Source organism: Faecalibacter sp. (assembly GCF_057177045.1).
In genome coordinates this window covers 2,376,819-2,393,627 of record NZ_CM169987.1, presented here as the reverse complement: position 1 = coordinate 2,393,627, position 16,809 = coordinate 2,376,819, and the positions used below count along the sequence as shown (strand labels likewise).

General features: G+C 34.8%; 11 protein-coding genes. 5 read left to right on the top strand and 6 right to left on the bottom strand.

From position 1 onward, the window contains the following. The first annotated feature begins 2 nt into the window (after positions 1 to 2). Both AC1QSP_RS11200 and AC1QSP_RS11195 read left to right on the top strand, forming a co-directional pair. Positions 3 to 305: a DciA family protein gene (locus AC1QSP_RS11200; RefSeq protein WP_484078759.1), complete on the top strand. Its 303-nt coding sequence runs from the start codon at positions 3 to 5 to the stop codon at positions 303 to 305. A 2-nt stretch (positions 306 to 307) separates the two neighbouring features. Then, positions 308 to 1,267, top strand: coding sequence for a YheT family hydrolase (locus tag AC1QSP_RS11195; protein WP_484078758.1), 960 nt, complete (start codon positions 308 to 310; stop codon positions 1,265 to 1,267). A gap of 69 nt (positions 1,268 to 1,336) precedes the next feature. Here AC1QSP_RS11195 and AC1QSP_RS11190 read toward each other — a convergent pair whose 3' ends face one another. The 4 genes from AC1QSP_RS11190 to AC1QSP_RS11175 all read right to left on the bottom strand — a co-directional run bounded on the left by AC1QSP_RS11190 (position 1,337) and on the right by AC1QSP_RS11175 (position 10,468). Next, on the bottom strand, positions 1,337 to 2,806 hold the full coding sequence (locus AC1QSP_RS11190) for a RagB/SusD family nutrient uptake outer membrane protein (protein ID WP_484078757.1): 1,470 nt from the start codon (positions 2,804 to 2,806) through the stop codon (positions 1,337 to 1,339). Positions 2,807 to 2,817: 11 nt separating this feature from the next. Next, positions 2,818 to 5,919, bottom strand: a complete 3,102-nt coding sequence (locus AC1QSP_RS11185) for a SusC/RagA family TonB-linked outer membrane protein (RefSeq protein WP_484078756.1) — start codon at positions 5,917 to 5,919, stop codon at positions 2,818 to 2,820. Positions 5,920 to 6,304: 385 nt separating this feature from the next. Further along, a complete protein-coding gene (locus AC1QSP_RS11180; protein ID WP_484078755.1) occupies positions 6,305 to 7,696 on the bottom strand; it encodes a DUF5689 domain-containing protein in 1,392 nt (463 codons plus the stop codon). A gap of 33 nt (positions 7,697 to 7,729) precedes the next feature. Beyond that, a complete protein-coding gene (locus AC1QSP_RS11175) occupies positions 7,730 to 10,468 on the bottom strand; it encodes a carboxypeptidase regulatory-like domain-containing protein (protein WP_484078754.1) in 2,739 nt (912 codons plus the stop codon). A gap of 75 nt (positions 10,469 to 10,543) precedes the next feature. Between AC1QSP_RS11175 and AC1QSP_RS11170 the strand changes: the two genes are divergently transcribed. Both AC1QSP_RS11170 and trpA read left to right on the top strand, forming a co-directional pair. Beyond that, a complete protein-coding gene (locus AC1QSP_RS11170; protein WP_484078753.1) occupies positions 10,544 to 11,749 on the top strand; it encodes an endonuclease/exonuclease/phosphatase family protein in 1,206 nt (401 codons plus the stop codon). 4 nt (positions 11,750 to 11,753) lie between these two features. Beyond that, positions 11,754 to 12,518, top strand: a complete 765-nt coding sequence (gene trpA, locus AC1QSP_RS11165; protein ID WP_484078752.1) for a tryptophan synthase subunit alpha — start codon at positions 11,754 to 11,756, stop codon at positions 12,516 to 12,518. Between the two features lie 400 nt (positions 12,519 to 12,918). Here the strand turns inward: trpA and tyrS are convergent, their stop codons facing one another. Then, positions 12,919 to 14,214 carry a tyrosine--tRNA ligase gene (gene tyrS, locus AC1QSP_RS11160; protein WP_484078751.1) on the bottom strand — a complete coding sequence of 432 codons (1,296 nt, stop codon included), beginning with the start codon at positions 14,212 to 14,214 and terminating at the stop codon, positions 12,919 to 12,921. Between the two features lie 137 nt (positions 14,215 to 14,351). Between tyrS and AC1QSP_RS11155 the strand changes: the two genes are divergently transcribed. Continuing rightward, a complete protein-coding gene (locus tag AC1QSP_RS11155; RefSeq protein ID WP_484078750.1) occupies positions 14,352 to 15,251 on the top strand; it encodes a CorA family divalent cation transporter in 900 nt (299 codons plus the stop codon). A gap of 58 nt (positions 15,252 to 15,309) precedes the next feature. On the opposite strand, the gene AC1QSP_RS11150 is transcribed toward AC1QSP_RS11155, so the two are convergent. Beyond that, positions 15,310 to 16,803: a RagB/SusD family nutrient uptake outer membrane protein gene (locus tag AC1QSP_RS11150; protein WP_484078749.1), complete on the bottom strand. Its 1,494-nt coding sequence runs from the start codon at positions 16,801 to 16,803 to the stop codon at positions 15,310 to 15,312. Positions 16,804 to 16,809: the final 6 nt, after the last annotated feature.

Below are 16,809 nucleotides of genomic sequence, written 5' to 3'. Positions count from 1 at the left end.
ACATGAAGAAGAATTACAAAAGACAGAACACACAATCCATTGGTGAAGCATTTGACTATTTTATGAAAGCCAATGGGAAAGAAGAGTTGATGTGGGAAGTAAAAGCTGAAGAAGCTTGGCACACGGTGATGGGCAAATTCTTTGAAAAATATACCGATCGTGTGGAAGTGAGACAACGTGTTCTTTATGTGAAAATCAATTCACCAGCAATGCGTCAAGAATTGATGTATGGAAAATCAAAAATCATTGCCAATATTAATGAAGAAATCAAAAAAGATTTTTTGATGGACGTTAAAATTTACTAAGCATGCCCTTGATTGAACATTCGGCTTATGAAGCCAAAGGATTTTGGCAAAAAAATTCGCATTTATCGACGATTTTAGGTACACGCTATAAGAAATATCCTGTTCCTCAGTATACTCGAGAAAAAATTTCAACCGATGATGGTGACTTTCTGAATTTGGATTGGCGATTCCAAGACAACAAAAAGAAATTAGCCATACTATTTCATGGGCTAGAAGGCGACTCTAAACGTACCTATCTCAACACCTGTTCGGATTATTTCTTTGAAAAAGGGTACAATATTTTAGCATGGAATCATCGCAGTTGTGGAGGAGAAATGAACCAAACCATCCGTCTGTACCATCATGGGGTGACCGATGATGTGCATCGCGTCATGGTAAAAGCGATCGCTGAAGGTTACGAATCCATCTATCTTATTGGATATTCGATGGGGGGAGCATTAATTGTAAATTATTTAGGCGAATACGAGACGCATCACTCTCTAAAAGCTGCAGCGGTATTCTCTATTCCAATTTCACTAAAATCATGCTCAGATACCTTAAAGGTATTTCCCAATACCATTTATTTGAACAATTTTAAAAAGACGCTGATCCCAAAATTTAAGGCCAAATCCAAACAATATCCCGGAAAAGTAAATGAAGCGATGTTGGCAAATATTAAATCGTTTGATGAAATTGATGCTTACTATACTGCCCCTTTACATGGCTATGCATCGAAAGAAGAATATTACCACAAAGCAAGTCCTGCTACGGTATTGGATCAGGTAAAAGTTCCAACATTAATCGTCAATGCCGCCAATGATCCTTTTTTAGGAGAAGAGTGTTATCCAAAGGAACGATTTACAAAATATCCACACCTTTTCTTTGAAATTCCAAAGTACGGAGGACATTGTGCTTTTCCTTTAAAAAACACCCTTCATTCTTGGGCTGAAATTCGAGCCTATGAATTTTTAAAAGACTATTAAATAAATTCTTATAAAAACAAAAATCCCCTCAAATGAGGGGATTTTTTTATGTTTAAAATCGTTCTATGATTAGAATGGATTTTGGCTTGTAATATTACCGTTGGTATTAATCTCAGCTTGAGGGATTTGGAAAATAAATTTCGCAGATCCAGCCTCATAATTATGAGGATTACCTAAAGATGTATGATTAGAACCTTCATAATTTCTTAATAATGGAATGTTATTACGTTTCATATCGAAGAACTCTAAACCTTCACCCCACATCTCAATACGTTTATTAATACGAATCTCATCTAATAATGCTTGACCAGAGTTTGTCGATAATGTATATTCTGGATTACGCGTTGACATAATTTCGAATAATACTTGTTTAGCTTGAGCTTCGCTTCCTGATAATGCTAATGCTTCTGCTTCATTAAAATAGAACTCAGCAACACGCATAAATACATAATCTCCATAGAAGAATGTTTTATCACGGAATTTTAAGTTAGCATACTTAGGAACTTCGTATCCGTTAATTTCTGTATCTTCAGAAGCGAACCATGCTTTACGATAATCTGAATCAGGAATTTGATCGTATAATCGTTTGTCGATTTTTCTAATTTGACCTAATAATCCTGCATATCCATCATTCGTGTTATCCATCATTGAGAAGAAAGATGCGTATACTGCCGTTGTAGCAACAGTGATATCTGCTCCCCACATGTATTCTGAATTTGCTGAAGCATCTTTTACATCTGAGAAACCTGCAGCTAAACCATCACGTCCCATTAATGCATACCCTTGTCTAGCTAAGTTAGAGTATTGTGCTGCTTTTGTATAATCTCCTTTTGTTAAATAAAAACGAGATAAGAAACCAGCAACTACATTTTGATTAATATCAGAAATATATGATTGAGAAGGTGTTAAATAGTTGTAAGACTCTAATAAATCTCTCTCAATGTACGCCATAATTTGGCTTGTTGGTACACGGCTTGAATCGTAAACACCATTTGCTTCATAGTATGGGATACCTTCTTCACCATTCGCATAAATTCTTACTAAATCAAAATAAGAGTTTGCACGTAAAGCTTTCGCTCTTGCAACTAATTGTTTACCAGAATCGTTATCTGCGATTGGAGATGCCTCAATTCTTTTAATCACATCATTCATATTATAAATTACTTTATAATAGAATTTCCAAACCATTTGGTTTCTAGCGTTAGATACCTGACGAGCTGTATAGTTATAATAATTAACAAACCATTGATTAGATTCCATCACAAGGTCATTTCCCATGTGATCTAATCCTAATTTAATAGACATGTAACCGAAATCATCATGAGCACCTGCTCCATTCGTATTAAATTCCATTAAATATTTATTGTTCCCTTGTAAAGCACCGTCAAAGATTACGTATGCTTGCTCAGGATTTTGAAGTAACAAATCATTCATTTGATCTGTTGATACCTCATCTCCAGGTCCTTTCGTTAAATAATCTTCAGAACAACTAGAGAATAATGCACAAGCTGCAAAAGCTGTTAAAATATATTTTTTCATTTGTTTAAAATTTAGAAATTAATGTTGATACCTCCAGAAATTGTACGTAATGGAGAATATTGATTAGATGAAACACCTGTATAACTTAAACGAGGATCATATCCTTGACGTTTAGACCACACAGCAACATTATCTGCTAATGCATAAATTCTTAAACTCTTAATTCCAATTGGTTCTACTAACTTATTATTGAATGTATAACCAATAGAAATATTTTGTAATGAAATATAGTCTGACTTAATTAAACCTAATGTAGAAGTTGAATAGTAGTTTTTACTATTTAATGCTAATACAGTTGGTAAATTAGCTGTTTTATTCGTTTCTGACCAAGTATTTGCATAATCATTGTGGAATGTTTGTCCAATACCACCATCGAAGAATGCCATGTACTCAGAATCATAACCCCAACCACCTGCTTGGTAAGCAAAGTTTACGTTTAAGTCAAAACCTTTATACGCCATATCAAATCCAAAACCTCCATAGAATTTAGGAACAGCTGATTTTCCTACGCGTTGTAAAGTAGCTTGAGCATAATTTTCAGTAATTGTTTTCTCACCTGTTTCAGCGTCAACAATATAGAATTGAGCAGCTCCTGTTTCTTGGTTTACACCAGCAAACTCACGTAAATACCAGTCGTATCTAGAATTTCCTTTTTGGAAAATATAACTTCCTGAAATCATTGTTTCATCTGGTAAAGATGTGATTTCATTCTTTAAGTATGTTCCATTAGCAGAGATATTAAATTGGAAGTTTTCATTACGAACAACACCAACTCCTAAAGTAACCTCTACCCCTTCATTTTTCATATCACCAATATTTTCAGGGTAAGACGCGAATCCTTCTGATAAATTTAATGGCTTCATGAATAACATATCTTGAGATTTTCTTAAGAAATATTCTGCTTCAATAGTTAATCTATTATTGAACATTCCTAATTCGAAACCAGCATTAAAGTTTGCATTAGTTTCCCAAGTGATGTTTTTATTTCCTTTAAACGTTTGTACGTAAGCTAATGGGAAATCTGGATCTGTTTCCATATAAACAGAATATAAATCTGTGTATGGGAAATCGTATCCTAAGTTATCATTTCCTTGTTCTCCGTAAGATGCTTTTAATTTTAATTCATTAACAACACTTGAATCTTTTAAGAAAGCTTCTTGAGAAATACGCCATGCTGCACCAACACCAAAGAATGTTCCCCATCGGTTATCTGGGTGGAAACGAGATGAACCATCACGTCTTACATTCGCATTGATGTAATATTTGCTAGCGTAATCATAGTTTAAACGTGCAAAATAACCTTCGATAGCATAAGGAGTACCGTAAGATTGCGCCTCGTTTAATAAAGATGCATGATTTACATAAGGACTATTTGCTAACAACATGTTTGTTCTATAAGCATAAACTCCTTCAGTTTTTCGATCTAACGTTTCATGTCCTAATAACGCATCAAAGTTATGATTACCAAATCTTTTCTTATACGTTAATAATTGTTGTTGTGTTAATGCAAAAACACGTCCAGAAGTATTTGATACACGACCTCCAGCTCCAACTGCATCACCGTATAATGGAGTATCAACATCTTTATTTAAAGATTGGTTTAATTCCGCTGTAACAGAGTACGTAAAATCTAAACCATCGAAAATGTTAACTTTTGCATATCCATTAGCGAAAACTTGGTCATATACTGTTTTCTTAATATCATTTAATGCTGTAGCATATGGATTTTGTAAACTTCCGTATGGACGAGGTGCACCTGTATAAGTATTAGTACCATCATCATAAACTGGGTTACCATTAGCATCTAATACCAATTGACCATTATTATAAGCATGTACTGGATAAATTGGAGCAATAGCTCTTGTCCAAGAGAAAGGGTTTGAGAATGCTGAAGATCCTTCGAATCCATCAACCGTTTTTCTTGTCATATTTGTATAAGCTACGTTAGCACCTACAGATAATCGATCGCTGATTTTATTATCAACCTTGATTCTTCCTGTAAATTTCTCAACTCCTGAGTTTACAACGTAACCATCATTTCTATCATAACCAGCTGAGTAGAAGTATGAAGTTTTGTCTGTAGCACCAGATCCACTAAAGTGTGTTTGTGTAAAGAAACCATCTTTAAATAAGTAATCTTCCCAATCTTCTGAATATAAAATTGAAGCATTGTTCGCAAACTTACCTGTTGTAGGATCAATTATTGCATTATTTGCAACATTAGTAACATTTCTTCTTAACCCATAAGTAGAGTTAGAGATTAAGTTAGTGTTAGCCCATGCCATTGAAGCTTCATGACTACCTCCATTATCTCTATAAGTTTCATATAACATTTTGAAGTGATCTTCATAATGTTTAGAAGGAGATCTTTGAATATCATATTCTCTAACTCCTCGTGATGCAACCCCAGATTTTAAATTTAAAGTATAACGATCACCACCTTTTACACCTTTTTTCGTTGTAATAATAATTACACCATTCGCTCCACGGTTACCGTATAAAGCTGCTGCAGATGCATCTTTCAAGAAAGAGATCGATTCAATATCTTGATTATTAATCGCAGAAATATTTCCATTGAATGGAACACCGTCTACTACATATAATGGTGCTGAAGATCCATTAATCGAACCAATACCTCTGAATCGTACTGTAGGTTCTGAACCTGGCATACCATTATTCGAAATTACTTGTACCCCTGCAATTTTACCTGTCATCCCTTGAACAACATTTGTTGCAGTAACATTTTCAATTTCTTTCGCTTTAACTTCTCCTACAGATCCCGTTAAAGACTCTTTTGTCTGAGTACCATATGCTGTAACAATAACTTCTTGTAAAGCTACATTCTCGTCAGCATACTTGATTACTCCTAAATTATTTGATGTAACAATAAATTCTTTCCCATTAATCACTAAAACGTCTCCGATTTTAGCATCAATATCAAATTTACCATCCTCATCTGTATATACAACTTTATCAGTACCTTTTACAACAACTTCAGCCCCTAATTCAGGAAAGTTGTCCGCGTCGTTAACTACACCTGTAACTTGAGCCATTGCTAAACCTCCTAGTCCAAGGAAAGCAACAAGACTCAAAGATGTTAATTTTCTCCTCATAGTCTAATTTTTATAACATTTAGTACAAAACTGTAACATTTTTTTAAGATATACAACTAGTTATAATATTTTTTTTAAATTTTAAGCTTTTTAACATAAAATCATTAGACTTATAGAATATATAATAAAATACCCGCATATTTATCTTATTTACATAATTCAAACTATATTATTTCGCATTAACCATATAAAAATACCCTTTTCAAGCCCTTTTATGGCTTATTAAATATTTAGTTTTAATTAAGAAAATTCTAATAAATATACATTTTTAAGAATAATATTCACCAGAAAAACCTTTTTATAAACTTTTATATTAATCACAGCAGGTCTTTAAATAAAAAAGAGAGCCAAAGCTCTCCTTTTCAATTTTTTATTGGTGTTCTGATTATTCAATCGTGATATTATCAATAAACAAATCATAATTCGCAGCACTTCCTACACGAAAGGCTAAGAAATCTCCTTGAACATTTGAAGTATTGATATCGTTTAATCCTTCTAAACTTAATTCAACCAATTTCCATTCCCCATTGGTATCAATGGTTCCCGTATAACTGTTTGTCGAACCACCATTCTCCACGACCAACTTATCATTTGTTAAAGCTCCTACATTAAATGCATAAAAAGAACCATCCGTTTTATACACATAGATGTTTAATGATTTCGCAGATGTTCCTTTCACCCAAAAATGAAGCTTGGTTGGATGAGTAGGTAAATTACTTCCTGTTGGACGTGTGGTAAATGCATATCCATTGGATGAACGGGTTCCTGATAAATGCAACGCATCGGTATTATCTATCCCTTCACCTACTCCTCTTTGGACGATAGGATCGTATGGGAAACTATTTTTACTGTCCAAAAAGGCTTGCCAATCATTAAAATCAGCTCCTAAAAATGGCAATTTTGCATTTGATGAAGGTAAATCAGGTTGTCCAGGTTCAAATCGTGGTTGATCAAATTTTACATCATTTAAATCACGTATGTACAATTGGTATCCTCCATTATAAATCGATACGACAACTGTAATCTCCCCTGATTGCGTTGGTAACGTAGCATCTGCCCAAGAAGCATATCCACTATTTCTTAAATCTACTGTTTTCCCTTTCTTATCAATTAATTTACGATTCACCGTCGTTAAATTAACAGCATCCCCATAAGTCACATCTCCTGTAGGGTTTTCAAATTGAATGTTTTTAATTGTCACTAATGTATTTACATTTTCAAGTTTTAGCGCCTCATATAGCGAATTAAAAACACGAGGCGTTAAAGGTTCTATCACATCACACGTTTTTTTAATATTAGCATTAGCTAACGTCTGTTGCATTCGTCCCACACGCGTTTCACCATTTTGAACATAAATAGAACCTAATTTTATTACCCCTCGATCATATCCTGCTACTAATCCGTTCAACTGGATTTGAATTTTAGAACCTAATGGATAATTCGTATATAAATTATTGGCATCGATTTCCAATTGAATTCCTTTTCCAGAAGGATTGACAGGATCATCTTGAATCGAAATTGTTTTAAAGAAATTCCCTGTTTCATCACTTGAAATCACATACCCTTCCAAAACAGCATCTTCATTATAATAATGCAATTGATTTGGTAAGTTTGAAGCTTCTACATCAGCGATTAAATCGGAAATATACTTATTCGTTTGTAATCCAGTACATTCAGCCGGTGGAATCGAATAATCATCATCTTGCACGCAAGAATAGGATAAAAACATGCTGCAAAACACAGCAAGAATTGTTAATATTTTATTGAATTTATTCATGGTTTTGTTTTTTAAATCGTAAGTGTTGTTGGGTTAGAATCGTACATAAACATTAAAGAAGAATGTTCTTCCTGAACCATAAAACATACGTGGTCCAAGTAATGTTCTGACATTCGGGTTTAAAGCATCATCATAATTACCTAATCGTAATTGTTCAAAACCTCCTGTGACATAATTTTTATTGTCTAATACATTATTCACAGTTAAACTTGTTCCTAAATAGTAATTTCCAAAACGAAACGTTTTCCCCACATTTAAGTTCAACATGAATTCATCAGAAACGCGTTCTTGTTTTAAAACTTCACGCAAAGATTCTTCTGTTACTGGATTTTGAACCCCTCGAATAAAATTAGTTGTTCGACGGAAAGGGGCAATATCCAAATAGTTGTTCGTTAAGTAATTCCCAGAAACGCCAATCCACCAAAATTGAGGAGCACGATATTCAACACCTAATGAATATCCCGATTGAGGTCCTGTTTGAAGTTTATAGTCTTTAATATAAGCTGTTCCATAATTTTTATAAGGAACATGATCTGTTTTTTGGATATTATCTGAGAATAAATAATAATTAGGGTTATTGGTATAAGTATGTTGACCTAAAGCAGCAACTCCTGAAACTTTTATTGTAGGGGTGATTTGTGCTTCAACGGCAAATTCTCCTCCCATGTATTGTTTATCTACACCCGTCATAATTTCAGCCACAAATAGGCGTTGATTATCTGCCCCATCGATATAACCGAAACCTTTTTCAATTTCATCTTCAATTTTGGTGTAGTATGCTGTAGCTCTCGCTTTAAATTTAGGACCGCGATGAATATAGGATACATCTCCCGATAAAATTTTTGCATTTACAATATCGTCATCTACTGTCACTTCATGCAAACGCGCATTAGGGAAAACCTCATCGGCTGTAGGAGCTTCTGTCGCATATTGTCCATTCAACGAGAAGAAATTTCGTCCATCCAATTTAAATAAGAAGTTGGATTTAATTCCATAATTCAAAAAGTCAAATCGTTTCGATTTACCAAAGGAAGAATCCAGATAAAGTCCATGCTTGAATTTACCATTACGATAGAAATCCGTATAAGACGTTCTCATCCCTACCGTAAAATCTAGAAATTTGCTTTTAATTTTGGATTGAAAAAATAAGTCGGCATAATTTCTATTGATCTCGTAATTATACTCGTGACGATCCCCCGTTTTAGCCGTATACCCTGGATGATTTACATCGTATTCGACATTATTGAATTCATCATAATTCATCACATATTGACCACCTAATAAATCCTCCACCTCACGGAATAAATCGGATTGTACATTTTGATAGGATGCAGCAATGACCAAATCAATATTCTTCGTTAATTCGGTTTTGAAATTGGTATAAAATGTAGCGACTTTATCTTCATTCACATCATTGGTCAAATAGTATACAGAATTACCATTCACATTACGGTTCGCTTCATATAAACGATACCAATCCAATTGAGAAGCCGATCCATTTCTCCACGCCTCCAATTTGGCATTATAGTTATCAGTTCCATCAATTCCTAAATTATCAGCATTTACCAATTGCCAAGAAGGTAAATTGCGGTAATAATTTGGAGTAGGGTTATTCGCCCTAAACCAATCCAATCGAGATCCTGATTCACGACCCGTTTGGTACGATAATGTGGTTAATAATTTAGAAGTTGGATTCAGATTCCAATGATGCGACAATTGAAATACAGGCTCGAAAGTTTCTTTGACGCGTTCGTTGCGTTTTTCTCCATCTTGCCATCCCCAAAAAGAATTATAATAAATCCCTTTGATATCAACCATTTCTTGGGTATTAGCAGAACCCGTTGAACGTCGATTAGGCGCTCCAAAAGTTGTAAAGTTTAACGTATGTTGATTGTTAAATTTCTTTTCAATTCCTAGAAAATAAGCCCAAGAGTCATGGAAAGTACCTTCCACTAAACCTTCTTCAGCCCAACGACGAGAACCAGAAACCATCACGGCCCATCCATTGTTCATTAGACCGGTATTATATGTTGCCATCACACGGTTACGATACGAACGATTGGTTGCAGAATACGATAAGCTCACGCCCTTTCGCATGGTTGAAGGACGGGTATCAAAATTGGTTACCCCTCCAATATCACCAAAGGAATAAGCTGATGGTTCTAAAGCATACGTTAACTCATCTGGTCGACGAGTGACATCATTTAAACCACCCCAGTTATTGAACGTTGCACGACCATTATCAATTTTGTTCATTCGAACGCCATTGAAATGAATATCATTGTATTTGTTATCGTACCCTCTTGGCTTGAACCAATAAGAACCCAATTCATACGCTGCCACACGGGCAAACACATCGCGTGAAGACTGTAAAAGTCCAGCGTTTGATGACGTAGACGATTCATCTGAAGACAGTTCATCATCATTTAACGTAATCAATCCCACATCAATATTTGTTGGGTTATACGTTAAAAGAATCTCACCTAATTCAATTTCCTTTTGACCTGCAACCGAAATTGATTTCTCGTAGGGATCAAATCCCACTCCGAAAACCTGTAATTTGTAGGTCCCATCTGGCACATCTACAAATTGGAAATATCCAATGCGATCGGTTATAACCGCGTCACTAGACATTCCATCCAATCTTACCGTAAGATTGTACACCTCTTCGTTTGTTGCTGAATTCTTTGCAATACCCGAAATTTTAGTTTGGGCTTGCGTCATTCCAGCAACCGCTGCAAAGAGAGAAATACTTAACAATAATTTATTCATTCAATAGAATTTTTATTTTTAAATTAGTATTTTAGGAAAAGAAATCAAATTTAATAAATTCATAATTAATAAGATATGTATAAATTTAAGAAATCTTTAAGTTTTATTCTACTTACTTTTATACTTTTAACAGTAAACGTTTCAGCACAAGGAAAATACGCTTCCGCCACTGTTGCTTTTTACAATGTTGAAAATTTATTTGATACCATCCATTCTGCCGGATATATCAACGGTGAATTAAAATATAATGATCCCAATTACCACATCTCAATTTCAATAGATGAGGTAGGTAAATATGATACCGTTTCATTTCGCCAACAATACACGTATGAAAATATTGAGGGAAAGAAAATCATCCGCCCATTAATACTACAAGAAGAATTTTTACCCAAAGGCAAAAAACTATGGGGAAGAGATCGTTACAATCAAAAGGTAAACAACATCGCTAAGGTTATTTCTGAGTTAGGAAAAGACTTTACAAGAAATGCTCCGGTCGTTGTGGGGTTATCGGAAATTGAAAATATTCACGTCATCGAAGACATCATCAATACACCTCATTTAAAACGTTATAATTATGGAATTATTCATTTCAATTCGTTTGATGCACGCGGAGTTGATGTGGGCTTAATTTATCAAAAAAATCGTTTTTTTGTAACAGAAGCTAAACCTCATCCCGTATTTATTTACGATGCCGAAGGAAAACGAAAATACACCCGAGATATCTTACAAGTCACAGGTTTTTTGGATGGGGAAGAAATGACTTTCCTGGTCAATCACTGGCCTTCTCGTAGTGGAGGGGAAAAAGCCTCAATGCCAGGACGTATGGAAGCGGCAAAAGTTGCAAAAGGCATTATTGACGAATTAAGAACAAAGAAAAGGGATGCCAAAGTGCTTTTAATGGGTGATTTGAATGATGATCCAGTATCTCCAAGTGTAAAAATTACTTTTAATGCAGTCGGTGATCCAAAAGATTTAAAAGATGATGGATTTTATAACCCTACTCTACCATTATTTAAAAAAGGAATTGGTACCTTAGCATATGGAGATTCGTGGAATCTATTTGATCAAATCATCACCACAGCTAGTTTTGCGACAAAAAACAAAGATTTTTCAACGTATAAAATTTATAAAACAGAGATTTTTAACAAAGATTATCTGATCGCAAAAGAAGGCCAATACAAAGGTTATCCTAACCGAATGTGGAGTGGTGATACGTACAGAGCAAATGGATATTCCGATCACTTCCCTGTGTATACCATTTTATTAAAATCAGTACAATAAACATATGAACGCATTAGATTTAAAACTTCAAGAAAAGAAACAAAATCTAATCACGATATATACAACAGCGGGGTATCCAAATTTAACGGATACCCCAACTGTTTTAAAGCAATTGCAAAAAAACAATGTTGATATTATCGAGGTTGGGATTCCTTACTCGGATCCTTTAGCCGATGGACCTACCATCCAAGCGACGAGTGAAAAAGCATTAGCCAATGGAATGAAACTCAATGTGCTTTTTGATCAATTAAAAAGCATTAAAGAAGAAATCCACACCCCTTTGGTGTTAATGGGATACTACAATCAATTGATTAAATACGGTGTAGAAGCGTTCTTACAACAATGTCAAGAAAGTGGAGTTTCAGGATTAATTTTACCAGACATGCCCTTTCAGATTTATTTGGATCAACACCAAGCTTTATTCGATAAATACGAGCAACGCGTCATTTTCTTAATTACACCTCAAACACCAGCGGATCGTATTAAAGCCATCAATGATGCAACGTCTGGGTTTGTCTATGTGGTATCCAATTCAGCAACCACTGGATCAACGGAAGCCAATTACAATGAAGAATTTTTAGCAGGTTTAAAAACGCTAGGATTAACGAAACCTTATCAAATCGGTTTTGGAATCTCAACCAAACAAGATGTGGAAAAAGCATGGAAATATGCCAACGGTGCTATAATTGGTAGTGCATTTTTACGTGCCATTGAAAATTCAACTGCGATTGAACAATCGGTAGATGATTTCATCCAATCCATCCAATAAAAAAAAGAGCTCAAAGAGCTCTTTTTTGTTTTATATGAATTATTTAAAGGTATTTTTTTAACTTTATAAAGCGTTTCCTTCCAGGAAAATTCTACGTTAAAAACCCTAATTGAATATTCTCTTCATTAAGGCTTCTAAGACGATTCTATGCCGCCTGTATGCTACCTCTATGCCGCTTCTATACCGCCTCAATTGGTCATAAAAAAGCCCTCACCGCTATGGTTCATCTTAGGTTTCTCCTAACATCAGCCGAACCATCACCCTATTACATGCGTATATCCAGACGAACTTTTCCCTAAGTCATGGAATGGTTTACCTATTATTTCCATTATACAATCCACAAAAAAAAGGGGAAAGCAACATCCAGTCACTTCCCCCTTTTTCTATGTTATCTGGAAATTTATTCCACAATTAAAATGAAATAATTCTTTTTCCCTTTTTGTAATAATACGTATTTATCTGCAATTAAGTTTTCAGTGGATAACGTAAATTCTTCCCCTACTTTTTCTTTATTTACAGAAATAGCATTTGCTTTTAATTCACGGCGCGCTTCTGAATTTGATTTTAAGAAACCTGATTTATCGGCTAAAGCAGCTACAATATCTAATCCAGCTTCAATATCTGCTTTAGATACAGTGGCTTGAGGCACACCTTCAAAAACAGATAAGAAAGTATCTCCATCTAATTCCTTTAAATCCTCCGATGTTGATTTTCCAAATAAGACTTGAGACGCTTTTTCAGCTTTACGCAACTCATCTACCCCATGCACTAAAATTGTGATTTCAGTTGCTAACTTGCGTTGTAATTCACGTAAGTGAGGCTCTTGACGGTGACGCTCAATTAAATCATCAATCGTTTCTTTGTCTAAGAATGTATAAATTTTAATGTATTTCTCTGCATCTGCATCAGCTTGATTCAACCAGAATTGGTAGAATTTATAAGGAGATGTACGGTTTTTGTCCAACCAAATGTTTTCACCACCTTCTGATTTACCGAATTTAGTTCCATCCGCTTTAGTTGTTAAAGGACATGTGAAAGCAAATCCTTCACCACCTTCCATACGACGGATTAATTCAGTACCAGTTGTAATATTCCCCCATTGATCAGAACCACCCATTTGTAATTTCGCCCCTAATTCACGGTATAAATGAACATAATCATACCCTTGAATTAATTGATACGTAAATTCTGTAAAGGACATTCCGACATTTGATTCTGCTGATAAACGATTTTTCACTGAATCCTTTGCCATCATATAATTCACCGTAATGTGCTTTCCTACTGTACGCGCGAAATCAATGAATGAAAACTCTTTCATCCAATCGTAGTTGTTTACTAAAACGGCTGAATTTCCATTGTTCGAATCAAAATCTAAAAAACGTGCCAATTGACCTTTGATACCAGCCACATATTTATTTAATGTTTCTTCGTCTAATAAGCTTCTTTCCGCAGCCTTTCCTGTAGGATCTCCAATAAATCCAGTAGCTCCACCCACTAAAGCAATCGGACGGTGTCCGTGACGCTGTAAGTGAACTAATAAGAAAATCGGCACAAGGCTTCCCACGTGAAGAGAATCAGCAGTAGGATCGAACCCAACATATCCAGAAGTCATTTCTTTATTTAATTGTTCTTCTGTTCCTGGCATAATGTTATGTACCAGCCCTCTCCAAGTAAGCTCTTCAATTAATGGATTCATATGTATTGTATATTATTTATCTTGTTTTATTAAAGTTGTAAAGTTATAACTTTCTATCATAATATCTAAAATCAAAAGCGGGTATCATATAATTCAATACCTTTAATTGTTATCAACCTGAAAAATGAATCGATACAATGGAAATCATTTTTAAAAATGAACTTGTGGAATGGATTGATTTAAAAAATCCAACCGAAGAAATTTTAAAGGAATTGGCTTTAAAATACCAATTCCAAACCTTAACCATTGAAGACAGTTTAGAACCTGGGCATCTTCCTAAATTTGAGTTTGATGGAAGAACATCATTCTTTCTGTTTCGCTACTATGTAAGAGACCGGCATTCGGTTAAGAATATTGTTCGGGAATTCAGTCATAAGATCGGGATATACATAGATCAAGACACTATCATTACCGTGTATCAACACGATACCCCAATCATCCAATCGGTGTTTAACCAATTGAAATTACGCTATGCAGCCGATAAAATTAGTGTTAGAAATATTCTCTATTTTTTAATTGATGAGTTGTTATCCACTTTCGAGCAACCGGCCTTACGAATGGATGAAAACATCGATGAATTTGAAGAAATGATCTTTACAGAACAACTTCAGCATATAAAATTAAAGAATCTTTACCTCATTAAAAGAGAAGCTTCTGCATGTAAAAAAATACTGGAATACACAAAGGAAGTTTTGTCCGAATATAGCTTAACGCGAAAACAATCCAGTACACTCCAAGATTTAAAAGAAGAATGCGAAAAGATGTTGCATTTGCATTCACAAGTCATGGAAGATACTCAAAACTTATTATCCATTTATATTTCGTTGAATAGCCAAAAATCAAATGATATTATGAAGACCTTAACCATATTTTCTGCATTCTTTTTACCCTTGACATTTATCGCAGGAATTTATGGCATGAATTTTCAATATATGCCTGAATTAGCCTATCAATGGAGTTATCCCGTGTGTCTATTGGTTATGGGAATCATATCACTTATCATTTACATTTGGTTCAGGAAGAAACATTTTATATAACAGAAAAGGTCGGCAATCGCCGACCTTTTCCTATGGAATGTTATAAAATCTTAATCTATTATGATGGATTTTGAACCATTAAAGGATTTGAGTTCATCTCTTGTCTAGGGATAACCCATGTCCATTTCTTATCATTCGCAGGAACTTCCCACACATTGTTAATAATCGCACCTACCGCTCCAGTATCTCTACGATTTAAAGGCGAATTTGTACGTTTTAAGTCAAAGAATCTAAATCCTTCTCCCCATAACTCCATACGGCGATGTAGGTATAATTCCTCTAAATATGCTTCTCCTGAAGTTGTAAATCCAGTAAATGCTGCATCACGAGCTGTCGCTAATTCTGTTAATACAGCCTTAGACCCCGCTTCGTCTCCTAAGAAATATTTTGCTTCTGCTTCAATTAAGTACATTTCTGCTACACGCATAAATGGTACATCCCCTAGAGCAGTGTTATTATCTCTATTTTTCGTTACAAACTTTTCAGATGTGTAAGGGAATTTAGCATACGTTGAAGCTAAATTTAAAGATTCATGCTGTCCTGTTGGATCAATAAGTTGCTTACGCACATCCGAATCAGGGAAAGCATTATATAACTTTAAATTTACCACTTTAGGCGCTTGACGAATCTGTGTTGAGTTATAGTTACGAGACATGTATGCGTGGAAGTTTCCGAAGAAGTCTGATTGATCTCCTTGAATTGTTACTCCCCACATCCATTCAGGATTTGCATAATCATTAAATCCTTCTTTGTATTGCTCTTGAGTCATTAATGATTTCCCCGTACGCGCTAATGCAGCATATTGAGCAGCCTCATTGTATTTTTGTTGTACTAAAGCCACACGAGCTTTAATCCCTAATACGTTGTCTAATGCAAAGTGAGAACTATTTGTTTTGGTTTTCCCTGTTAATAATTGTTCCGCTTTATCTAAGTCAGCCCAAATTTGAGCGTATGTTTCTTCCACTGTAGCTCTCGCTTTCGGCTCATTATCTGAGGCTTCAGTACGAATAACGATTCCTAATTGATCGTTTGTTCTTCCATTAACATAACGATCTCCATATAATTGTACCAATTGAAATTGAGAAAATGCGCGGTATGCATAAGCTTCACCAATTGCTTTATCTCTTAAATCAGTATCACCACTTGCATTAGGTCCATAATTAATGATATAGTTAGCATTTTTAATCATACCACTCCAGAAATTCCAAGGATATGATAAATCTGATGAAGCTTCGTTATTGTTAACTAACCATCTCATCATACTTACGAACCATCCGTTCCCTTGAGAAGGAAAAATTACATCATCTCCTAATACATCAGCATAAATCATTTGTGCTGTATATCCGTTTTGTCCTTGAGAAGAATTCTGACGAACGTACATATTTCTATGCATACCGTTAACCGCCACCATCAAGTTGTCTGCAGTTGCGTAAGCAGTTTGCTCCGTAACACTATCTGTAGGTAAAGTATCTAAAAATTCTTCAGAACATGAAGTAAATGTTAGAGAACTTACTAATACAATTGATGCTAATATATATTTTGCTTTTTTCATAATTTG

Bases quoted from the DNA above. Each gene is read 5' to 3' on its own strand.
- AC1QSP_RS11200 (WP_484078759.1), top strand. From the start codon at position 3: ATGAAGAAGAATTACAAAAGACAGAACACACAATCCATTGGTGAAGCA.
- AC1QSP_RS11195 (WP_484078758.1), top strand. From the start codon at position 308: ATGCCCTTGATTGAACATTCGGCTTATGAAGCCAAAGGATTTTGGCAA.
- AC1QSP_RS11190 (WP_484078757.1), bottom strand. From the start codon at position 2,806: ATGAAAAAATATATTTTAACAGCTTTTGCAGCTTGTGCATTATTCTCT.
- AC1QSP_RS11185 (WP_484078756.1), bottom strand. From the start codon at position 5,919: ATGAGGAGAAAATTAACATCTTTGAGTCTTGTTGCTTTCCTTGGACTA.
- AC1QSP_RS11180 (WP_484078755.1), bottom strand. From the start codon at position 7,696: ATGAATAAATTCAATAAAATATTAACAATTCTTGCTGTGTTTTGCAGC.
- AC1QSP_RS11175 (WP_484078754.1), bottom strand. From the start codon at position 10,468: ATGAATAAATTATTGTTAAGTATTTCTCTCTTTGCAGCGGTTGCTGGA.
- AC1QSP_RS11170 (WP_484078753.1), top strand. From the start codon at position 10,544: ATGTATAAATTTAAGAAATCTTTAAGTTTTATTCTACTTACTTTTATA.
- trpA (WP_484078752.1), top strand. From the start codon at position 11,754: ATGAACGCATTAGATTTAAAACTTCAAGAAAAGAAACAAAATCTAATC.
- tyrS (WP_484078751.1), bottom strand. From the start codon at position 14,214: ATGAATCCATTAATTGAAGAGCTTACTTGGAGAGGGCTGGTACATAAC.
- AC1QSP_RS11155 (WP_484078750.1), top strand. From the start codon at position 14,352: ATGGAAATCATTTTTAAAAATGAACTTGTGGAATGGATTGATTTAAAA.
- AC1QSP_RS11150 (WP_484078749.1), bottom strand. From the start codon at position 16,803: ATGAAAAAAGCAAAATATATATTAGCATCAATTGTATTAGTAAGTTCT.